The following is a 15,768-nucleotide window of genomic DNA, read 5'->3' as shown; positions in this document are numbered from 1 at the left end:
CGTAGGAGTGGCTTTAGCCGCGAGGGCATTGCTTTGACAAACCATACTGGATGAGTTGCCCTGGCTTTCCCGCCATCCCGCTGGCTCCCTTCGCAATAATTATTAACTTGTCTTTCAACCCCCTGCGCGTGCCCAATCAGCTGACTACTGTCAGCTTTATTCATAGGTGCGTCGATTGTCGGCGAGTGGGTTACGAGGAGTTATCAGATGAGTGGAAAGGCGATCAAGCAGGCACGGGAGTTGTTGCTCAAGGAATATCGGGGCGTGCTGTCCACACACTCCAAATCCATGCCGGGTTTCCCGTTTGGCTCGTCTGTTCCTTATTGTCTTGATGATCTGGGCCGGCCGTTGATATTGATCAGCCGTATCGCTCAGCACACTCACAACCTGGGCAAAGACGCGAAGTGCTCATTGCTGGTGGGCGAGCGCGAAGCTGACGATGTCCAGGCGACCGGACGCGTGACGGTCATGGCTGAGGCGCACAAGCTTGTTGAGCCAGACGCCATCGAGTCAGCTTCACAGCGCTATTACCGTTTTTTCCCCGAATCGAAAAGCTATCACTCCGCCCATGATTTCGATTTCTGGGTACTGATGCCCGTGCGCTACCGTTTCATCGGCGGCTTTGGTGCCATTCACTGGCTTGATCATGTTGAGCTGGCAAACCCGTTTGCCGGTTCCGCCGAAGCCAGCATGGTCGAGCACATGAATGCTGACCACGCCAAAGCCATTGCTCACTACGTGCAACTCACTGGTCTGCCGCAAAGTGAAGTTGCGCAATTGGCAGGTATCGACAGCGAAGGCATGCACCTGCGTATCGGTCAGAGCCTTTACTGGCTGGCGTTCGGTGAGCCCTGTAACACACCGAAACAAGTCCGCGAAGCCTTGGTTCAGCTGGCTCACGCGGAAAAATGGCCTGTTCGTGACACTCAAGAGGCTTGAATTCACGCTTTGATGACGTCACGTAGGGTCTACTGCAAGGCATTCTTGCGTTGAGGAATTCAATTGATGCGTGTTTTTCTACTGCTGTTTCTTCTTTTTCCGGTACTGGAACTGTTCGTTCTGGTACGGGTGGGCATGTCGATAGGCTTCTTTCCGACATTCCTGATGGTGGTCGCAACTTCGCTGTTGGGCCTGTTCGTGATTCGTGTGGCCGGGTTCGCGACAGCGATGCGCGCCCGTGAAAGTCTGTCTCGCGGCGAGCTGCCTGCCCAGCAGATGCTCGAAGGTCTGATGATTGCTGTCGGCGGTGGTCTGCTGCTGTTGCCAGGTTTCATCAGCGACATTCTGGGCGTGATCTGCCTGTTGCCGATCACCCGTCGGGTGCTGGTCAACACCATGCGCAAGCGTGCTGAAGATCAGGCCCTGCGCCAGCGTGCATTCGCTGACGACATGCCGGCCAGCAACGATCCGGGTCGCCCCGGCGCAATTCATCCTCCGACCCGTGAGCCGGATGTGATCGAAGGCGAGTTCGAACATCGCGACAAGTAATCGGGCTGATCGCCCCACCACGCGGCACCTCAGGGTGCCGCGTGCGTTTCACGACGCAGTAGCTTTCGACAAAAAAATTCAACCGCTGGCCTTGTAATCACCATGCCCGCCCTTATGTATGGGTCACCGCAAGGTTTCTGGCCTTTTTGCCAGACCGTATTCTGCGGTTCGCTCGTCGAACCGTAACCGGCAACGCCGGATGTTTAACTCGCCGGTGTATTCACTGGCCGTTTAAAAACCATAATCAGGAGATCGACAATGAAGCTTCGTCCTCTGCATGACCGCGTCGTAATCCGTCGCAGCGAAGAAGAATCCAAAACTGCTGGCGGTATCGTTCTGCCAGGTTCGGCTGCTGAAAAGCCAAACCGTGGCGAGATCCTCGCTGTTGGTACCGGCCGCGTGCTGGACAACGGTGAAGTACGTGCGCTGGCCGTGAAAGTGGGTGACAAAGTGGTGTTTGGCCCTTACTCCGGCAGCAACACTGTGAAAGTAGATGGCGAAGACCTGCTGGTGATGAGCGAGAACGAAATTCTCGCGGTCGTCGAAGCCTGAGTCACCCCACTAGTTTCCGTTACTACTCAAAGTATTTAAGGAAGATCGATCATGGCTGCTAAAGAAGTAAAATTCGGCGATTCTGGCCGTAAAAAAATGCTCGCCGGTGTCAACGTCCTGGCTGACGCAGTAAAAGCAACCCTGGGCCCGAAAGGCCGTAACGTCATTATCGAGAAGAGCTTCGGCGCTCCTCTGATCACCAAAGACGGTGTTTCGGTTGCCAAAGAAATCGAACTGAAAGACCGTTTCGAAAACATGGGCGCGCAGCTGGTCAAAGACGTTGCTTCCCGTGCCAACGATGACGCTGGTGACGGTACTACCACTGCAACCGTTCTGGCTCAGGCCATCGTCAACGAAGGCCTGAAAGCCGTCGCTGCCGGCATGAACCCGATGGACCTGAAGCGCGGCATCGACAAGGCGACCATCGCCATCGTTGCTGAGCTGAAGAAACTGTCCAAGCCTTGCACTGACACCAAGGCCATCGCTCAGGTAGGTACTATCTCCGCGAACTCCGACAATTCCATCGGCGACATCATTGCTGAAGCCATGGAAAAAGTGACCAAAGACGGCGTTATCACCGTTGAAGAAGGCTCGGGCCTGGAAAACGAACTGTCGGTTGTTGAAGGCATGCAGTTCGACCGCGGTTACCTGTCCCCGTACTTCATCAACAAGCCAGACACCATGGTTGCCGAGCTGGACAGCCCGCTGCTCCTGCTGGTCGACAAGAAAATCTCGAACATCCGCGAAATGCTGCCAGTTCTGGAAGCAGTGGCCAAAGCCGGTCGTCCGCTGTTGATCGTTGCTGAAGACGTTGAAGGCGAAGCCTTGGCGACTCTGGTTGTGAACAACATGCGCGGTATCGTCAAAGTTGCAGCCGTCAAGGCTCCAGGTTTCGGCGATCGTCGCAAGGCAATGCTGCAGGACATCGCTGTCCTGACTGGCGGTACCGTTATCTCCGAAGAAATCGGCCTGAGCCTGGAAACCACTACCCTGGAACACCTGGGTAATGCCAAGCGCGTCGTGCTGAACAAAGAAAACACCACCATCATCGACGGTGCTGGCGTTCGCACTGACATCGACGGCCGTATCTCGCAGATTCGTCAGCAGATCGGTGACACCACTTCGGACTACGACAAAGAAAAACTGCAAGAGCGTCTGGCCAAGCTGTCCGGCGGCGTTGCAGTCATCAAAGTCGGCGCCGGTTCCGAAGTTGAAATGAAAGAGAAGAAAGCCCGCGTTGAAGACGCCTTGCACGCAACTCGTGCAGCCGTTGAAGAAGGCGTGGTACCTGGCGGTGGCGTGGCTCTGGTTCGCTCGCTGCAGGCAATCTCCGAACTGAAAGGCGACAACGCCGATCAGAACGTCGGTATCGCTCTGCTGCGTCGCGCTGTAGAAGCTCCACTGCGTCAGATCGTTGCCAACTCCGGTGACGAGCCAAGCGTTGTAGTCGACAAGGTCAAGCAGGGTTCGGGTAACTTCGGTTACAACGCTGCTACCGGCGAATACGGCGACATGATCGAAATGGGCATCCTGGACCCGGCTAAAGTGACTCGTTCTGCTCTGCAGGCCGCGTCCTCTATCGCCAGCCTGATGATCACCACCGAAGCCATGATCGCTGACGCTCCGGACGACAAAGCACCAGCTGGCGGCGGCATGCCAGACATGGGCGGCATGGGTGGTATGGGCGGCATGATGTAAGCCAGCTTCGCCCCCTAGCTGTACCCCATAAAAGAACCCCGCCTTGTGCGGGGTTTTTTTATGGGGGTGTATCTCTCCGTCTAGACAGAGCGAAATGCGAGCTGAACCTCAGGAGATTCAATGTTCTTAAAGGCATGAGTTGACTGCAACGACGCCTTCGCGGGCAAGCCTCGCTCCAACAGGTGGCGATCCGTTGGAGCGAGGCTTGCCCGCGAAGTCGGTGGTTCAGTCAAAACAAAGCATTCAGGCGTAACGAAACCCAATCAGACACTGGCTCTTGCCCCCTATAGGCCTTAAGCTGCGCCAGCCTATTGCAGATGGAGGGCGTGCACGTGCGAATTCTTCTTGTTGAAGACAACCGGGACATCCTGGCCAACCTTGCCGATTATCTGGGCATGAAAGGCTATACGGTCGATTGTGCACAGGATGGCCTCTCCGGATTACATCTGGCGGCAACCGAACATTACGACCTCATCGTGCTCGACATCATGCTGCCCGGCATAGATGGCTACACCCTGTGCAAGCGATTGCGTGAAGACGCCCGTCGCGACACCCCGGTGATCATGCTGACAGCCCGTGACCAGCTGGACGATCGCCTGCAGGGCTTCCGCTCCGGTGCTGATGACTATCTGCTCAAACCTTTCGCCCTGTCCGAGCTGGCTGCGCGCATTGAAGCCGTATTGCGTCGCGCCCAGGGCGGTGGCCGACGTACCTTGCAAGTCGCCGAACTGGTGTACGACCTCGACACACTGGAGGTGACCCGTGAAGGTCGCCTGCTCAAGCTCAACCCGGTGGGCCTCAAGCTGCTTGCCGTGTTGATGCAGAAAAGCCCTCACGTGTTGCGTCGCGAGGTTCTGGAGGAAGCCCTGTGGGGTGACGACTGCCCCGACAGCGACAGCCTGCGCAGCCACGTTCATCAACTGCGCCAGGTGATCGACAAGCCTTTCGACAAGCCACTGCTGCAAACCGTGCATGGTGTCGGTTATCGTCTGGCCGAGGGCCGGGATGGAGTTTAAACAGAGCCTCGCTCAACGCATCATCATCGCTTTCGCATTGATGAGCGCGCTGGTGGCAGGCTCCTTTGCCATGGGCATCGTCGCGACCGTCCACCTGGTAGAAGAGAAACTGATTTCAGCCGGCCTTGGTGGCGACCTTAACCGTTTGCTGCTGCTCGACAGCGTCAGCGACTGGAGTCACCGTCCGGAGCCAGATCAGCTGTTCTATTTCAGCGGCGGCCCCGGTGATTTCGATATTCCCAGTGACCTCAAGCATCTCGAGCCCGGCTTTCATGAAGTGTTTCGCGGCCCGCTGTCCTATCACGCCATGGTTGAAGTGGTAGACGGTCGACGTTACGCACTCCTTCAAGACCAAAGCGATTTTGAAGAGCGCGAGCGCGTGTTATTCGCCGTCGTGCTGGTGGGTTTTGTGCTTGCCTTGGGGCTGGCCGTATTTCTGGGGTGGGTGCTGGCGCGCCGGGTTATGGCGCCGGTTGTGCGACTGGCCCGTCAGGTGCGTCATCGCGACCAGTTACTGGGACTGGCACCTCCGTTGGCGCCTGACTATGCGGCTGATGAAGTAGGTGAACTGGCCGTTGCCTTCGATGCCACGCTGGGGCGCCTGCGTCAGGCGTTGACCCGCGAGCGGATGTTCACCAGCGACGTCAGCCATGAACTGCGAACCCCGCTGATGGTGCTGGCCAGTTCCTGCGAGCTGCTGCTGGATAATCCAGCGCTGGATATGCGTGCCAGGGCGCAGGTCGAGCGCATTGCCCGGGCGTGTGAAGAAATGCGCGACCTGGTGCAGACTTTCCTGATGCTGGCTCGCACGCAACGTGAAGACGCCAACATGGTTCCCAAAGTGTCACTGGAAAGTGTTGCCGAAGACCTGATCGCACTCTGGCGCGGCCCGATTGAAAGCAAAGGACTGCAACTGACTGTGCGCTCAGTCGGCACGAGCGAGCCTTCAGGCGTTCTGTACAACTCCACCTTCCTTCATGCCGTCATGGGTAACCTGCTGCGCAATGCTCTGCACTACACCGACCAAGGCTTCATTACGCTGACATTGCAGCAGGAAGGTTTTCTCGTGGAGGACAGCGGAGTCGGTATCCCCGAGGAAAAGCGCGAGGCCATGTTCGAGCCGTTTGTAAGGGGTAACGAGCAGCGGGGTGAGGGTCTTGGGCTGGGGCTCTCGCTGGTTCAGCGTATCTGCGAAAACCAGGGTTGGAGCGTCAGTTTGAGCCCGATGGAGCCCAACGGCTGCCGTTTCAGCGTGAAGCTCAAGAAATAGCCCGGCTGGCGTCCATCATGGATATGCCTTGCCGTTTCAACCCCGAAATATCTCTGACAGTTTCTGCTCTTCAGGTCTTCAAGGGCGCTAAGCCTTTGACGCATCTGGAAACATCTGCGCAGACTTCCCACACTTTTTTCACATTGGCATGACCTGACGCTGACAGCGCCCTGACTATCTTGCCGGCATCGACATGAGTAGGTGCCCCCATGAGCAAGCGAATCGAACTCGAGTTTTCACGCAAGTACAACCAGGAACATGCCCAGCAATATTTGCAAAAGCATAAAGACAATCTGTCTCGTCGCCTGTCTCATTGGCGCGACGAGCAATTGGCGCGTACCGCTTTGCATCGTGCGGGTGATCCAGGATTAGTGCTTGACCTGCCTTGCGGCGCAGGGCGCTTCTGGCCATTGCTGGCTGAAAAATCGAATCGGATGATCATCGGTGCAGACAACTCGGCAGACATGCTGAAGACCGCTTGTGCTGCTCAACCAGCAGAAGTGGTGAAAAGGGTACAACCTTTGCAGACATCTGCCTTTGACATTGATCTGCCCGACAACGCCGTAGACAGCATTTTCTGCATGCGGTTGCTGCACCATGTGGGTCAGGCCGACCATCGGCTCGCTCTACTTAAGGAGTTTCAGCGTGTTACACGTGATAGCGTGATCATTTCACTCTGGGTCGATGGCAATTTCAAAGCGTGGAAACGCAAGCGCCTGGACCATAAACGTCAGGCGAAGAATGGGCAGGTTAGTTACCAGAATCGCTTTGTGTTACCGGCCGCTACTGTCGAGGCCGAGTTTGAACAGGCTGGATTCCGCATTCAGGATCGCCTGGATTTTTTACCGATGTATGCCATGTGGCGTGTGTATTTACTGCGTAAGAGGTAACAAGATGGGCGTACAGGTCGCTATGGAGCCCACAGTCTCAAAGGACGAGCGTTTTGATTCCTTCTGGACGCAACATGGCGAATGGGTTGAAGAACCCAACCGGCGTCGGGGCGGTGAGAGCGGTGTGCAACGAATAGTTGCCGATGATGGCCAGCTGATTTATGTCAAACGACAGGTTGGGCATATCTATCGCAGTTGGCTGCATCCCTTCGGGCGTCCGACGGTGTTGCGCGAGCGTGATGCAATTCATGGCTTGAGTGGGCTTGATGTAAACGTGCCCAAGCTCATCTTCTGTGGCGCTCAACGTGATAAAAGCCATGAGTGGCGTGCGCTTCTGGTAACTGCGGCCCTGGACGGGTTTGTGGAGATCGAAGACTGGTACGCCGCAGGTGGGCGCGAGCACCATGGCGAGGCGTTGCATGATCAACTGCTCCATGAGTTGGCAGGTAATCTGGCACGTATGCATAAGGGCCGCTGGCAGCACAGTTGCCTTTATATAAAACACGTATTTGTACGCGTTGTCGGCGAGGGTGATAACGCCAAAGCTGAAGTCGCATTGCTTGATCTCGAGAAATGCCGCCGCCGTCTGAGCGCAATGGCTGCCGCACGGCATGATCTCAAGCAGCTACGTCGCCATTCGTCGTTCACTTCCACAGATTGGCAGAAGTTGGTCTATTTTTATCAGGCAGCGTTTGGCAGCGCTATCAAGGGCTTAGACTGATGAAACTAGAACTGGCACGAGGTTTATTTATTCTGGGTGCGCTGGCGGTGACCTCCGTCGCAATGGCCGCCTGGGTACAGCCGGGAACACAGATTTTGAGCGCTCTACACGGCGAAGGGCATTGCCCGCTGCCACGGATCGCAAAAGCTCCCGATTTGGTGAGTCCGAGTCACGACTTGCTTTTATTGATGTTTGGGTTGGCTCAAGGCTCGAGTACCGGGCGCTAGCCATTGGCGTGTGCAGCACCAACTCCAGGGCCCCTTTAATGGGGCCTCGTTGCATCTGGGGTGATGATCTGGCTCGGTGTCACTTGCAGGCTTTCAGCCTCCTCGCAGGCAGACACCGTCCCACCGCGATAGCATTCCTCCCTCAAGCGCGACTCAGGTGCTTCACACCAGATGCAGATGGTTGTCCCAGAGTCCGGCGGGCAGGTCCAAAGGCTTGGCGAGCAGTTCGTTTTGTCGGCAGTCGTAAAAACGGCACCGGCCTTGTCCTGAGGTCACCACAAAGCCATCCGCTACCGCGCCGACACCTGCACAGTCGGGCAGGGCAGCGTCGAGGCGGATTGCGCCGCTGTCCAGATCCCAGATGAAAAACCGATTGCCCCGTGGCGCAGTCAGGGCCACCAGACGCAATTCGCTGTGTACGGCAACGCTGGCCGTGTAATGCCCCATCGAGGCCAGTTGCTGATCGTTGACCGGAAACGCAACAAACGGCTGGCCTGGACGTTTGATCGCCAGCAGCTCTGACGTCTCATGGGCGTCTCCCATGAATTGCTGACCGGAGACGATGGTGCCGTCGCTGGCTATACCCAAGTGCCGAACGCTGTTCATGGACTGCGCAAGGGTCTCCTTGCTCAACAGCGTGCCGTCGCGCCGCATCAACACCAGACTCGGCTGCATGGCGTTCAGATTCATTTCGACGCGGCTTTCCGCTTCAGTCCGAATCCCGCCATTGGCCACCACCAACGTTTCGCCATCGGGCATCCACGACACCTGATGCGGGCCAATACCGTGAGTGGAGATTTCCCCGGTATGCACCAGGCGCTCGTCCACGAATCGATACACGCCGAGCACGCCGCGGCCCGGATCAGTGGTGTCATTCTCGGTGGTGTACAGCCATTCGCCGCTATTGTGAATCACTGCATGGCCGTAGAAATGTCGATCGGGCTGCGAATGAATAGTCTGTAACAGGCGTCCATCATTCAGGTCGATCAGATAACTTTCCGTACCCGGCCGACGGGCAACGAACAGCGCCAGATTCAGCGTCGGATGATTGATGATGTCGTGGCAGCGCTGGCCGACCCGGGTGGCGAACACTTGTTGACCATCCAGGCGATAACCCACTGCGTAGTGTTGGCCGTCGCCATCATCGCGAGCGGACAGCAACAGCGGGCTTTTGCCTTTTTGTCGAAACAGCGTCCAGCCGCCCAGTGTGCAGGCACTGAGCAGCAAACTTCCGAGTGCCAAAGCCTGGCGTCGCAACATCATCGTTATCTCCCGGTCAGTCGCCGTCGTTGGCGTTGAAGCCCAACTGGATGCCCAGTGCCTTGGCCAGTTCGCCTTCATGCAGACGATGCACGACGTTGAGGCTGTCGTAGAAGGCATTCAACTGCTGACGACCTTCTTCACTGGCCAGCAAATCGACAAGGGGTGGTTTGAGCTCCGACAGCAATTTACGGCTGGTAGCGTAAGCAGCGTCGATCTTGTCGGCCAGCGGTTTCTGCTCGGCGGGTAACAGACCACGCAAGCCTTTGTTATCGACCCCGGCCCAGACTGTCTGAGCGCTGGCCAGGCTGGCATCGAGGCTGCTCAGGGATGACTGGCTACGCCACGCGTCAGCCTGGAACGGCTGCGGCTGACCTTTGCTCTGACGACCCAGCGGTGTGCCGAGCTTTTTCTTCAGCGTGTCCAGTGCGGTGACTTGTACGCGCAGCAACTCGGCGATGGCCTCATGAGAATCTGCATAACGCTGGTTGGGGAATTTGCTCAATTGCGCGAGCATGCCGTCGTTGCTGTTCCAACTGCTGAGGATCTCTTCGGCGAGGGCTTTCTGGCGCTCACCAATCGCCGTCAGCAACGGGCAATATCGGGCTTTCTGCTCGGCGTTGGCCATGTCGATGGCAGCGTCGAACAGGATGTATTCATAAGCGGACAGGCCTTGGACGACCACGCTGGATTTAGCCAGTGCATCGGGGGTGATCTGCGGTTGGGCCGTCACCAGTTGCTCCACCTGACGGCCGACCAGATTTTTCTTGTCCGGCCAGAACTGCACCTGCCACGAACGATTGCCCTCGGCCAGTGGCCCGATCAGCAGTGGCTGCAACTCGGCCCAGGTTTTTTGCGCGTACAGGAAGTCGGCGCGGGCCGTGGCCAGATCAGTCTTGCCTTCGCAGAACGCCAAAGCGCTTGTCGCCAACTTGCGATCAGCGTCAACCCAGCGGCTGTAGGTCGGCAGGATCACTTGTTTGGCAATCGCTGCCGAAGTGACCGCTTGCGGGTCCGAAGGCGCGCAGGCACCCAAGGCGAGCGCGGCAAGGCTGGTGAAGAGCAACTTGGGACGGAACATGTCCGGCTCCTTATAGTTTTTAAATGAAAGAAGTCATAACGAATTCAGGAACGCCAACAGTGCTGCGCGTTGCTCGGCATCGAACGCCAATACCTGACGCTGCGCAGCCTGAGCTTCGCCGCCGTGCCACAACACCGCTTCGAGCACATTACGGGCGCGTCCATCGTGTAAAAACTGGGTGTGGCCGCTGACGGTCTGCGTCAGACCTATGCCCCACAGAGGCGGCGTGCGCCATTCGCGTCCGGTCGCCTGAAATTCGGTGCGATTGTCAGCCAACTCGGCGCCCATGTCATGCAATAACAGGTCGCTGTAAGGACGTATTACCTGATTGGCGAGTTCCGGCTCGGCAGCATCATGGCGCGTCTTGAACTGTGGCGTATGGCATTGCTGGCAGCCCGCCTTGTAAAACAGATTCTTGCCGGCCAGTACCTGCGGGTTTTCGATATTGCGACGGGCAGGCACACCCAGGTTGCGGCTATAGAACAGCACCAGCCGCAGAATGTTGTCGCTGACCTCAGGCTCGCCATCCGGACCGTTGCCGTTCGGGGCTGCAAGGCAATCGGTCTGCGTGGGCGTGCAATCATCGAAATTGCGCAGGCTGGTGGTCAGCCCCATGTCGCCCGAAAACGCATGCACGTTCTGTTGATTCAGATTGGGCTGTCCGGCCTTCCAGCCAAAACGGCCCATGACGACCGTTTGCTGCTCATCGTCCCAGACCCAGTTCGGGCGACCGGAGATTCCATCGCCGTCCTTATCGTCTGGATCAGCATTGGCCAGAATCGCCGCATCGGGTATCGCCTCCAGCAGCCCAAGGCCAATCATCGGAGGTGCGACACGCACCGAAGCGCGGGTTTCAGGGTGCATCGGACCATAGCCCAGATGAGTGATGCTCAAGGTCGGCTTGCGCAACTCGACCTCCGTGCCGTCGCGAAACCTGACCGGCATGGGCTCGTATTCGATGCGCACTCTGCCTTCCGGCTCGACGCCGGGCACCGCCATGTCCTGCAACTGCCCGCCGTAGGTAGGCTCGGATAGCACGCCATTCTTCCTGACCAGTTCCGCTTGCGCCGGATCGTCCGGTATCGACAGGCGCACCAGCATCGACACGGCATTGACGTCATCCGGCTCGGGAGGATGACCTCGGCCGTCCTTGATGTGGCAATTCTGGCAGGCGTTGGTGTTGAACAACGGCCCCAGACCGTCGCGCGCCGTGGTGGTGGAAGGAGCAATCACCCAAGGGCTGCGGAAGAAACTGTTACCCACACTGAAGTCCAGACGCCGCACCGGGGACAGATTCGCCGACGGCATTGAAAACGCATTCACGTCCCGCTTGTTCACCGTCGCCTTGCCACCCGCCAACGCTTCGCCCGGCTCAGCCTGGGTGAAACGCGGGGCGTCATCGCACGCGCTCATCATCAGAGCACTCAGCAACACAACAAACGTACGCAACCGCGTAGCCATAACCATCCTGCAACAAGCCCGAAATCAGGGCGTGCAAGCTTAACAGCCTCGTCCTTTTTGAATAAGAGGGATTATCGTTTGCCTTGGTGGGTGCAATGTGTTGTTACGAAATCGTCGAGCGTGCATCAAATTCGGCCAGGGCCCTTAGCCGCTCGAATGAGTTGTCCGTATTTAAGGGCTGGGGAATCCGCCTCCGGGCGCGAGCAATAAGGGCAATTGTGTCCGTGTAGTGTCAAGCGGACGCAATTACCCTTAATTGGTATTAGTTCTGCGTAGGCAGCAGGTTAGTGCCGCGTCACGACAACCCCGTCATTTATGATTTAAAAAGCCACTGTCACCCGAGCATTTAACGTCTGATCCGACGCATCGCTGCTTACCTGTCCGTTGTAGCTCACCCCTACGCTTAGTGTATCGCTCAACCCCAGATCGACACCCGCACCTATCACCGCCGCGCTGCGTGCGATCGGAGCGCCGGACAGCTCGAAAGTGTTGCCTCCGCTGAATGCTGCGCGGCTTTCTGGCGTCACGTCGCCGTAGGCTCGACGCCAGCCCAGTGTCGCGTTGGGTTTGATCGCGACGCTGCCTGCACTAAAGCGAGTCGCGGCACGCAGGCCGAGGGTGCTGAAGGTGATGTTGTTGTCTTGAGACTTGTTCTCTAGCCTGATCGCATTGCTGTTCTCATCGAAGGAGTCCGTGTCCAGTCGCACATGCGCGAGGTTGGCGAAGGGTTCAAGCTGCGCTTTGCCCATCTCAATGGCGTAACCCAGTTCGCCAAACACCTGATTGGTCGCCGCTTTGTAATCTTCCTTGAAATGCTCGGAAGAACCCGGCAGATCCAGCGTGCGCTTGGCTGTCAGCTCGTGCCAGCTGCGCACCGCGCCGAGACGCAAGCCCAGTTGGCCCCACTTGGCGCCGGCATAGATGCCAAGATGGTAGTTGTCGCTGTCAGTGGAGCCGGATGCATGGCGCAGGTCGAAGCTACTGTTACTGAAACCGGCCAGCGCACCCACGCGCCAGGTATCGTCGAGTGGCACGTCAGCACCGAACAGCAAGCCGCTGGTGTGAGTGTCGAGGCCCGAAACATCACGGGTGCTTTCGGTCTTGCCGGTCGCGCCGATGGCTTGAGTCCACACCACACCACGAGAGTTAGCACCCACAAGGGTTTGCGTCGTGCTGCCAGGTGCCAATGTAGATTGCGCTTGCTGCAAGCGATCGTTCATAGCGTTGCGCACCAGACGGCTGTCTTCAATCAGCGCGGACTGCGTCGACGCATGCAGCTCATTGGACAGCGCCTGGAACGTGGCCTGTGCGGTCGACGCGTCGTCTTGCACCACCTCACGCCAGAGCGCGTTGCCAGCACCCGCGCTGTCCAGGCCTTGTGCTACGGCCCTGGCATTGCGAGTAGTCGCCAGACTTGCGAAGGTTTGCGCGTTACGGTCCAGCGTTAGCCCGACGTCAGTCGCCGTGTAGTTCAGCGTTGGTGTGAGGAAGGCGAAGTTGGTTTGTACGTTGGCAAACGCACCGCTGACGCCACCGGCTGCCGAGAGGATCGAGTAACGGCTCGCGGCCAGCCAGTTACCGCCTTCAACCAGCGAAAGAGTGCTGTTGTTGAGGGTTGCACGGCCGCTGGCGATGATGCGGTCGGCATTGCCGTTGGCATCCGATTCGACCTGGTAGACCGAGCCCTGAGCAAGGTTTACGTCACCGTTGACGTTCAGTTGTCCGACCGAATTACCCGGTGCAACGACACCGCCCTGAGCCACATTGATGCCGCCCACAGTGCCATTGCCACCCAGCGTTGCGCCTTGCTGCACGGTGACGATGGAGTTGCCGAGATTGCCGTTCACTGCCAGCCGACCCGCTTGTACAGTCGTTGCGCCGGACAGGCTGTTGTTGCCAGTCAGGTTCAGCGAGCCGACGCCACGTTTGATCAGTGCACCGTTGCCCACCAGCGTGTTGGCGAGGGTGTCGTTGGTCGACTGATCGACTACCAGCGTCGCGTTGTCGGTGATCGTCCCGCTACCGAACGCCTTGGCATGGCCGGTCAGAACGCCACCGTTGATCACGGTGCCGCCAGAGTAAGTGTTATTGCCGGTCAGCATGAGATTGCCGCTGCCATTCTTGATTAGCGCGCCACTGCCGCTGATATCGTTGCGCCACGCGTCGATGGCGTTATAGCCGCCTAGGCTGGCGTTCATGTTCACCGTAACGTTGGAGTTGAACGCCGCATAGCCATCGCCCGCTGCGTACAGGTTAAGACGGCCATAGCCTCCCGACTGATCAATCACCGCATAGCCGGACGAAATCTCCGTGGTCGCCAGTATCTCGCGGCGCTGACTGGCGTCCAGGTACGGGAAGCGGGTTTCCAGCAACACTTCGGCGTTGGTCGGTACCACGGCTGCCAGGTTGGTCGGGCCTACCGGATCGAAGCCATAGGTCATACGCGAGGTGTACAGCGCCTTGTCCTGAGCGTGTTGGGAGGTGCTATCTGTTGCCGGGTCGATGGTCGCCATGCAGTTGTTGATGTCACCGCCGCACTGAGCTGTGAAATAGGTCAGTGCCTGTGCGCGAGCATCGGCGCGCAGTTGGGCGTTGGCCGGGTTGGAGAGGTTGTCGATGGCGAAATACGTCGCTGTGATGCGCCCTCCCATGACGTCGAACGGCGAGTGCATGCCTGCTTCGATACGATTGTCGCCAATTTCCGAGGCGCGCAGCATCAACTCGCTGAAACGCTCGGGAATGGCATAGGCCAATGCGTATGAAGACAAGTACGCAGCGTTGGTATGGCCGCTGGGGAAGCCCGAGTCTGTGGCTGGCGTATTACTTCGTGCCGGGCGCAGCGAAGGCTGGATCACGAATTCCAGGCTCTGACCGTCCAGGCTTTGCCGCCATGGTCGCGGATATAAATAGTGGGATTTGGCGGGCGTGGTAGAGGCATCATTGCGCACAGCGCTGACCAGATCGACCACCTTGCCTAGCGCCGACGACGAGCTGCCTGCGCCATTGCCTTTATCGTCGTACTTGACGGTTTTGTTGCTGTCATCGAACTGCGTGATGGTAGTGAAGGCTCCAGAGCCAGCCTTGTAGGCATCGCTCAACGTACCGAGGCCGCTGATGGCGCTGTAGCTCTGGTCACGGCGATCATCAAAATAGGCGGCTGTCTCTTGGGCAAGCGTGCGAGAGTTGGCACGGTCAACCACAATTTGCAGGTTGCGTCTTAGCAAACTCTGACCCATGGCGGTCGGTGTACCGGTATCCCAGGTCGCGCCGGTCGTCCACAAGGTATCGAATCCGGAGAGCAGATCGACACCGTTGATTGTGTCGTCCCCTGCACGGCTTGCCGCCTGAACCGATACGGCGAGCAATGAAAGTACCAATGAAGAAACCATTACATGGGCAACTGGTTTGTTGGATCGCATAGCGCACGCCTTCACTCATTTGGACAGGCGACGACCCTAACAAGCAACTCTTTCACTTAAGTGTGTCAGCAGTGACACATTTGTGAAGACTGAAGATACATACCTATGTATTCGGCCCCTTCCAGGACTTCGGTTTCGCCAGATGAAGCACGCATGGCGAAGAACCGCCAGAACCGCGGCGCAGATCCCCTCATGCACGGCTTCCGACCTGAGCTATTCGGTTTGTATGGGCGATGCCACCGACAGTGGTGGCCGAGTGGTGTACCGCCAACGGGCAGGCACCCACCATTGAGCGAGACGCCTAACGTTTATCAGGCAGTGACCGGTCGGTTTTCGGAACTTCAAAGATGTCGCCCCGACAGCGAGCACTGCCATCAGGATGAGGCAACCACGCCAAGTGCAGTCCGGCAAACTGGCGCAGAATAGTAGTTTCATACAGAGACTCTTCCATCGCGGGGTCGCTGTAACCGAACCAGTTCTGCATCAAGTGGACCCGCAGCATGGCCATCAGCGGGTACGCAGGGCGGCCCCTTCGCCTTTTGGATAATGAGGCTCGATCAAGGCAATCAACCCCTTCCACGGCACGACCTTGTCCATCTCACTCAGGAAATCTCACGGCGGGTTCGCTCACGTTTACATGCGTACCCGGCATCAGCGAAAGAAATCTGCTTCATAGGGGGGCAAC

General features: G+C 57.8%; 13 protein-coding genes and 1 pseudogene. 9 read left to right on the top strand and 5 right to left on the bottom strand.

Annotated elements, in window-relative coordinates:
- Positions 1-207 precede the first annotated feature (207 nt).
- From CKW31_RS14825 to CKW31_RS14785, 9 genes are all read left to right on the top strand, one after another.
- The gene (locus CKW31_RS14825; RefSeq protein WP_095096300.1) at positions 208-939 is read left to right on the top strand and encodes a HugZ family protein; all 732 of its coding nucleotides are present in this window, start codon (positions 208-210) and stop codon (positions 937-939) included.
- Positions 940-1,005: 66 nt separating this feature from the next.
- Positions 1,006-1,488 (top strand): FxsA family protein, encoded by a 483-nt coding sequence (locus tag CKW31_RS14820; RefSeq protein ID WP_095096297.1) that lies wholly within the window; start codon positions 1,006-1,008, stop codon positions 1,486-1,488.
- Positions 1,489-1,746: 258 nt separating this feature from the next.
- Positions 1,747-2,040, top strand: coding sequence for a co-chaperone GroES (locus CKW31_RS14815; RefSeq protein ID WP_020292988.1), 294 nt, complete (start codon positions 1,747-1,749; stop codon positions 2,038-2,040).
- A gap of 51 nt (positions 2,041-2,091) precedes the next feature.
- Positions 2,092-3,738 carry a chaperonin GroEL gene (gene groL, locus CKW31_RS14810; RefSeq protein ID WP_027900278.1) on the top strand — a complete coding sequence of 549 codons (1,647 nt, stop codon included), beginning with the start codon at positions 2,092-2,094 and terminating at the stop codon, positions 3,736-3,738.
- A gap of 332 nt (positions 3,739-4,070) precedes the next feature.
- A complete protein-coding gene (gene colR, locus CKW31_RS14805) occupies positions 4,071-4,754 on the top strand; it encodes a two-component system response regulator ColR (protein WP_027900279.1) in 684 nt (227 codons plus the stop codon).
- The gene (locus tag CKW31_RS14800) at positions 4,744-6,024 is read left to right on the top strand and encodes a HAMP domain-containing sensor histidine kinase (RefSeq protein WP_095096295.1); all 1,281 of its coding nucleotides are present in this window, start codon (positions 4,744-4,746) and stop codon (positions 6,022-6,024) included. The genes colR and CKW31_RS14800 overlap by 11 nt, the downstream gene beginning before the upstream one ends.
- A 209-nt stretch (positions 6,025-6,233) precedes the next feature.
- Positions 6,234-6,914 (top strand): class I SAM-dependent methyltransferase, encoded by a 681-nt coding sequence (locus CKW31_RS14795; RefSeq protein ID WP_095096292.1) that lies wholly within the window; start codon positions 6,234-6,236, stop codon positions 6,912-6,914.
- A 4-nt stretch (positions 6,915-6,918) separates the two neighbouring features.
- A complete protein-coding gene (locus CKW31_RS14790) occupies positions 6,919-7,635 on the top strand; it encodes a lipopolysaccharide kinase InaA family protein (RefSeq protein WP_095096290.1) in 717 nt (238 codons plus the stop codon).
- Positions 7,635-7,862, top strand: coding sequence for a hypothetical protein (locus CKW31_RS14785; protein ID WP_095096287.1), 228 nt, complete (start codon positions 7,635-7,637; stop codon positions 7,860-7,862). The genes CKW31_RS14790 and CKW31_RS14785 overlap by 1 nt, the downstream gene beginning before the upstream one ends.
- A gap of 162 nt (positions 7,863-8,024) precedes the next feature.
- On the opposite strand, the gene CKW31_RS14780 is transcribed toward CKW31_RS14785, so the two are convergent.
- The 5 genes and pseudogenes from CKW31_RS14780 to CKW31_RS14760 form a co-directional block, all read right to left on the bottom strand.
- Entirely contained in the window at positions 8,025-9,122 is a 1,098-nt protein-coding gene (locus CKW31_RS14780; RefSeq protein ID WP_095096890.1) for a DUF1513 domain-containing protein, read from the bottom strand.
- 16 nt (positions 9,123-9,138) lie between these two features.
- Positions 9,139-10,203: an imelysin family protein gene (locus tag CKW31_RS14775; protein ID WP_095096284.1), complete on the bottom strand. Its 1,065-nt coding sequence runs from the start codon at positions 10,201-10,203 to the stop codon at positions 9,139-9,141.
- Between the two features lie 33 nt (positions 10,204-10,236).
- Entirely contained in the window at positions 10,237-11,664 is a 1,428-nt protein-coding gene (locus tag CKW31_RS14770) for a di-heme oxidoredictase family protein (RefSeq protein WP_095096281.1), read from the bottom strand.
- Between the two features lie 320 nt (positions 11,665-11,984).
- Positions 11,985-15,083 (bottom strand): autotransporter domain-containing protein, encoded by a 3,099-nt coding sequence (locus CKW31_RS14765; protein WP_141230157.1) that lies wholly within the window; start codon positions 15,081-15,083, stop codon positions 11,985-11,987.
- A gap of 382 nt (positions 15,084-15,465) precedes the next feature.
- A pseudogene (locus CKW31_RS14760) lies at positions 15,466-15,757 on the bottom strand (transposase); the annotation flags it as partial.
- Positions 15,758-15,768: the final 11 nt, after the last annotated feature.

Origin of the sequence: Pseudomonas sp. Irchel 3A5 (assembly GCF_900187575.1) — a bacterium.
Classification (GTDB): domain Bacteria; phylum Pseudomonadota; class Gammaproteobacteria; order Pseudomonadales; family Pseudomonadaceae; genus Aquipseudomonas; species Aquipseudomonas folii.
This window is presented reverse-complemented; position numbering and strand designations above follow the sequence as displayed.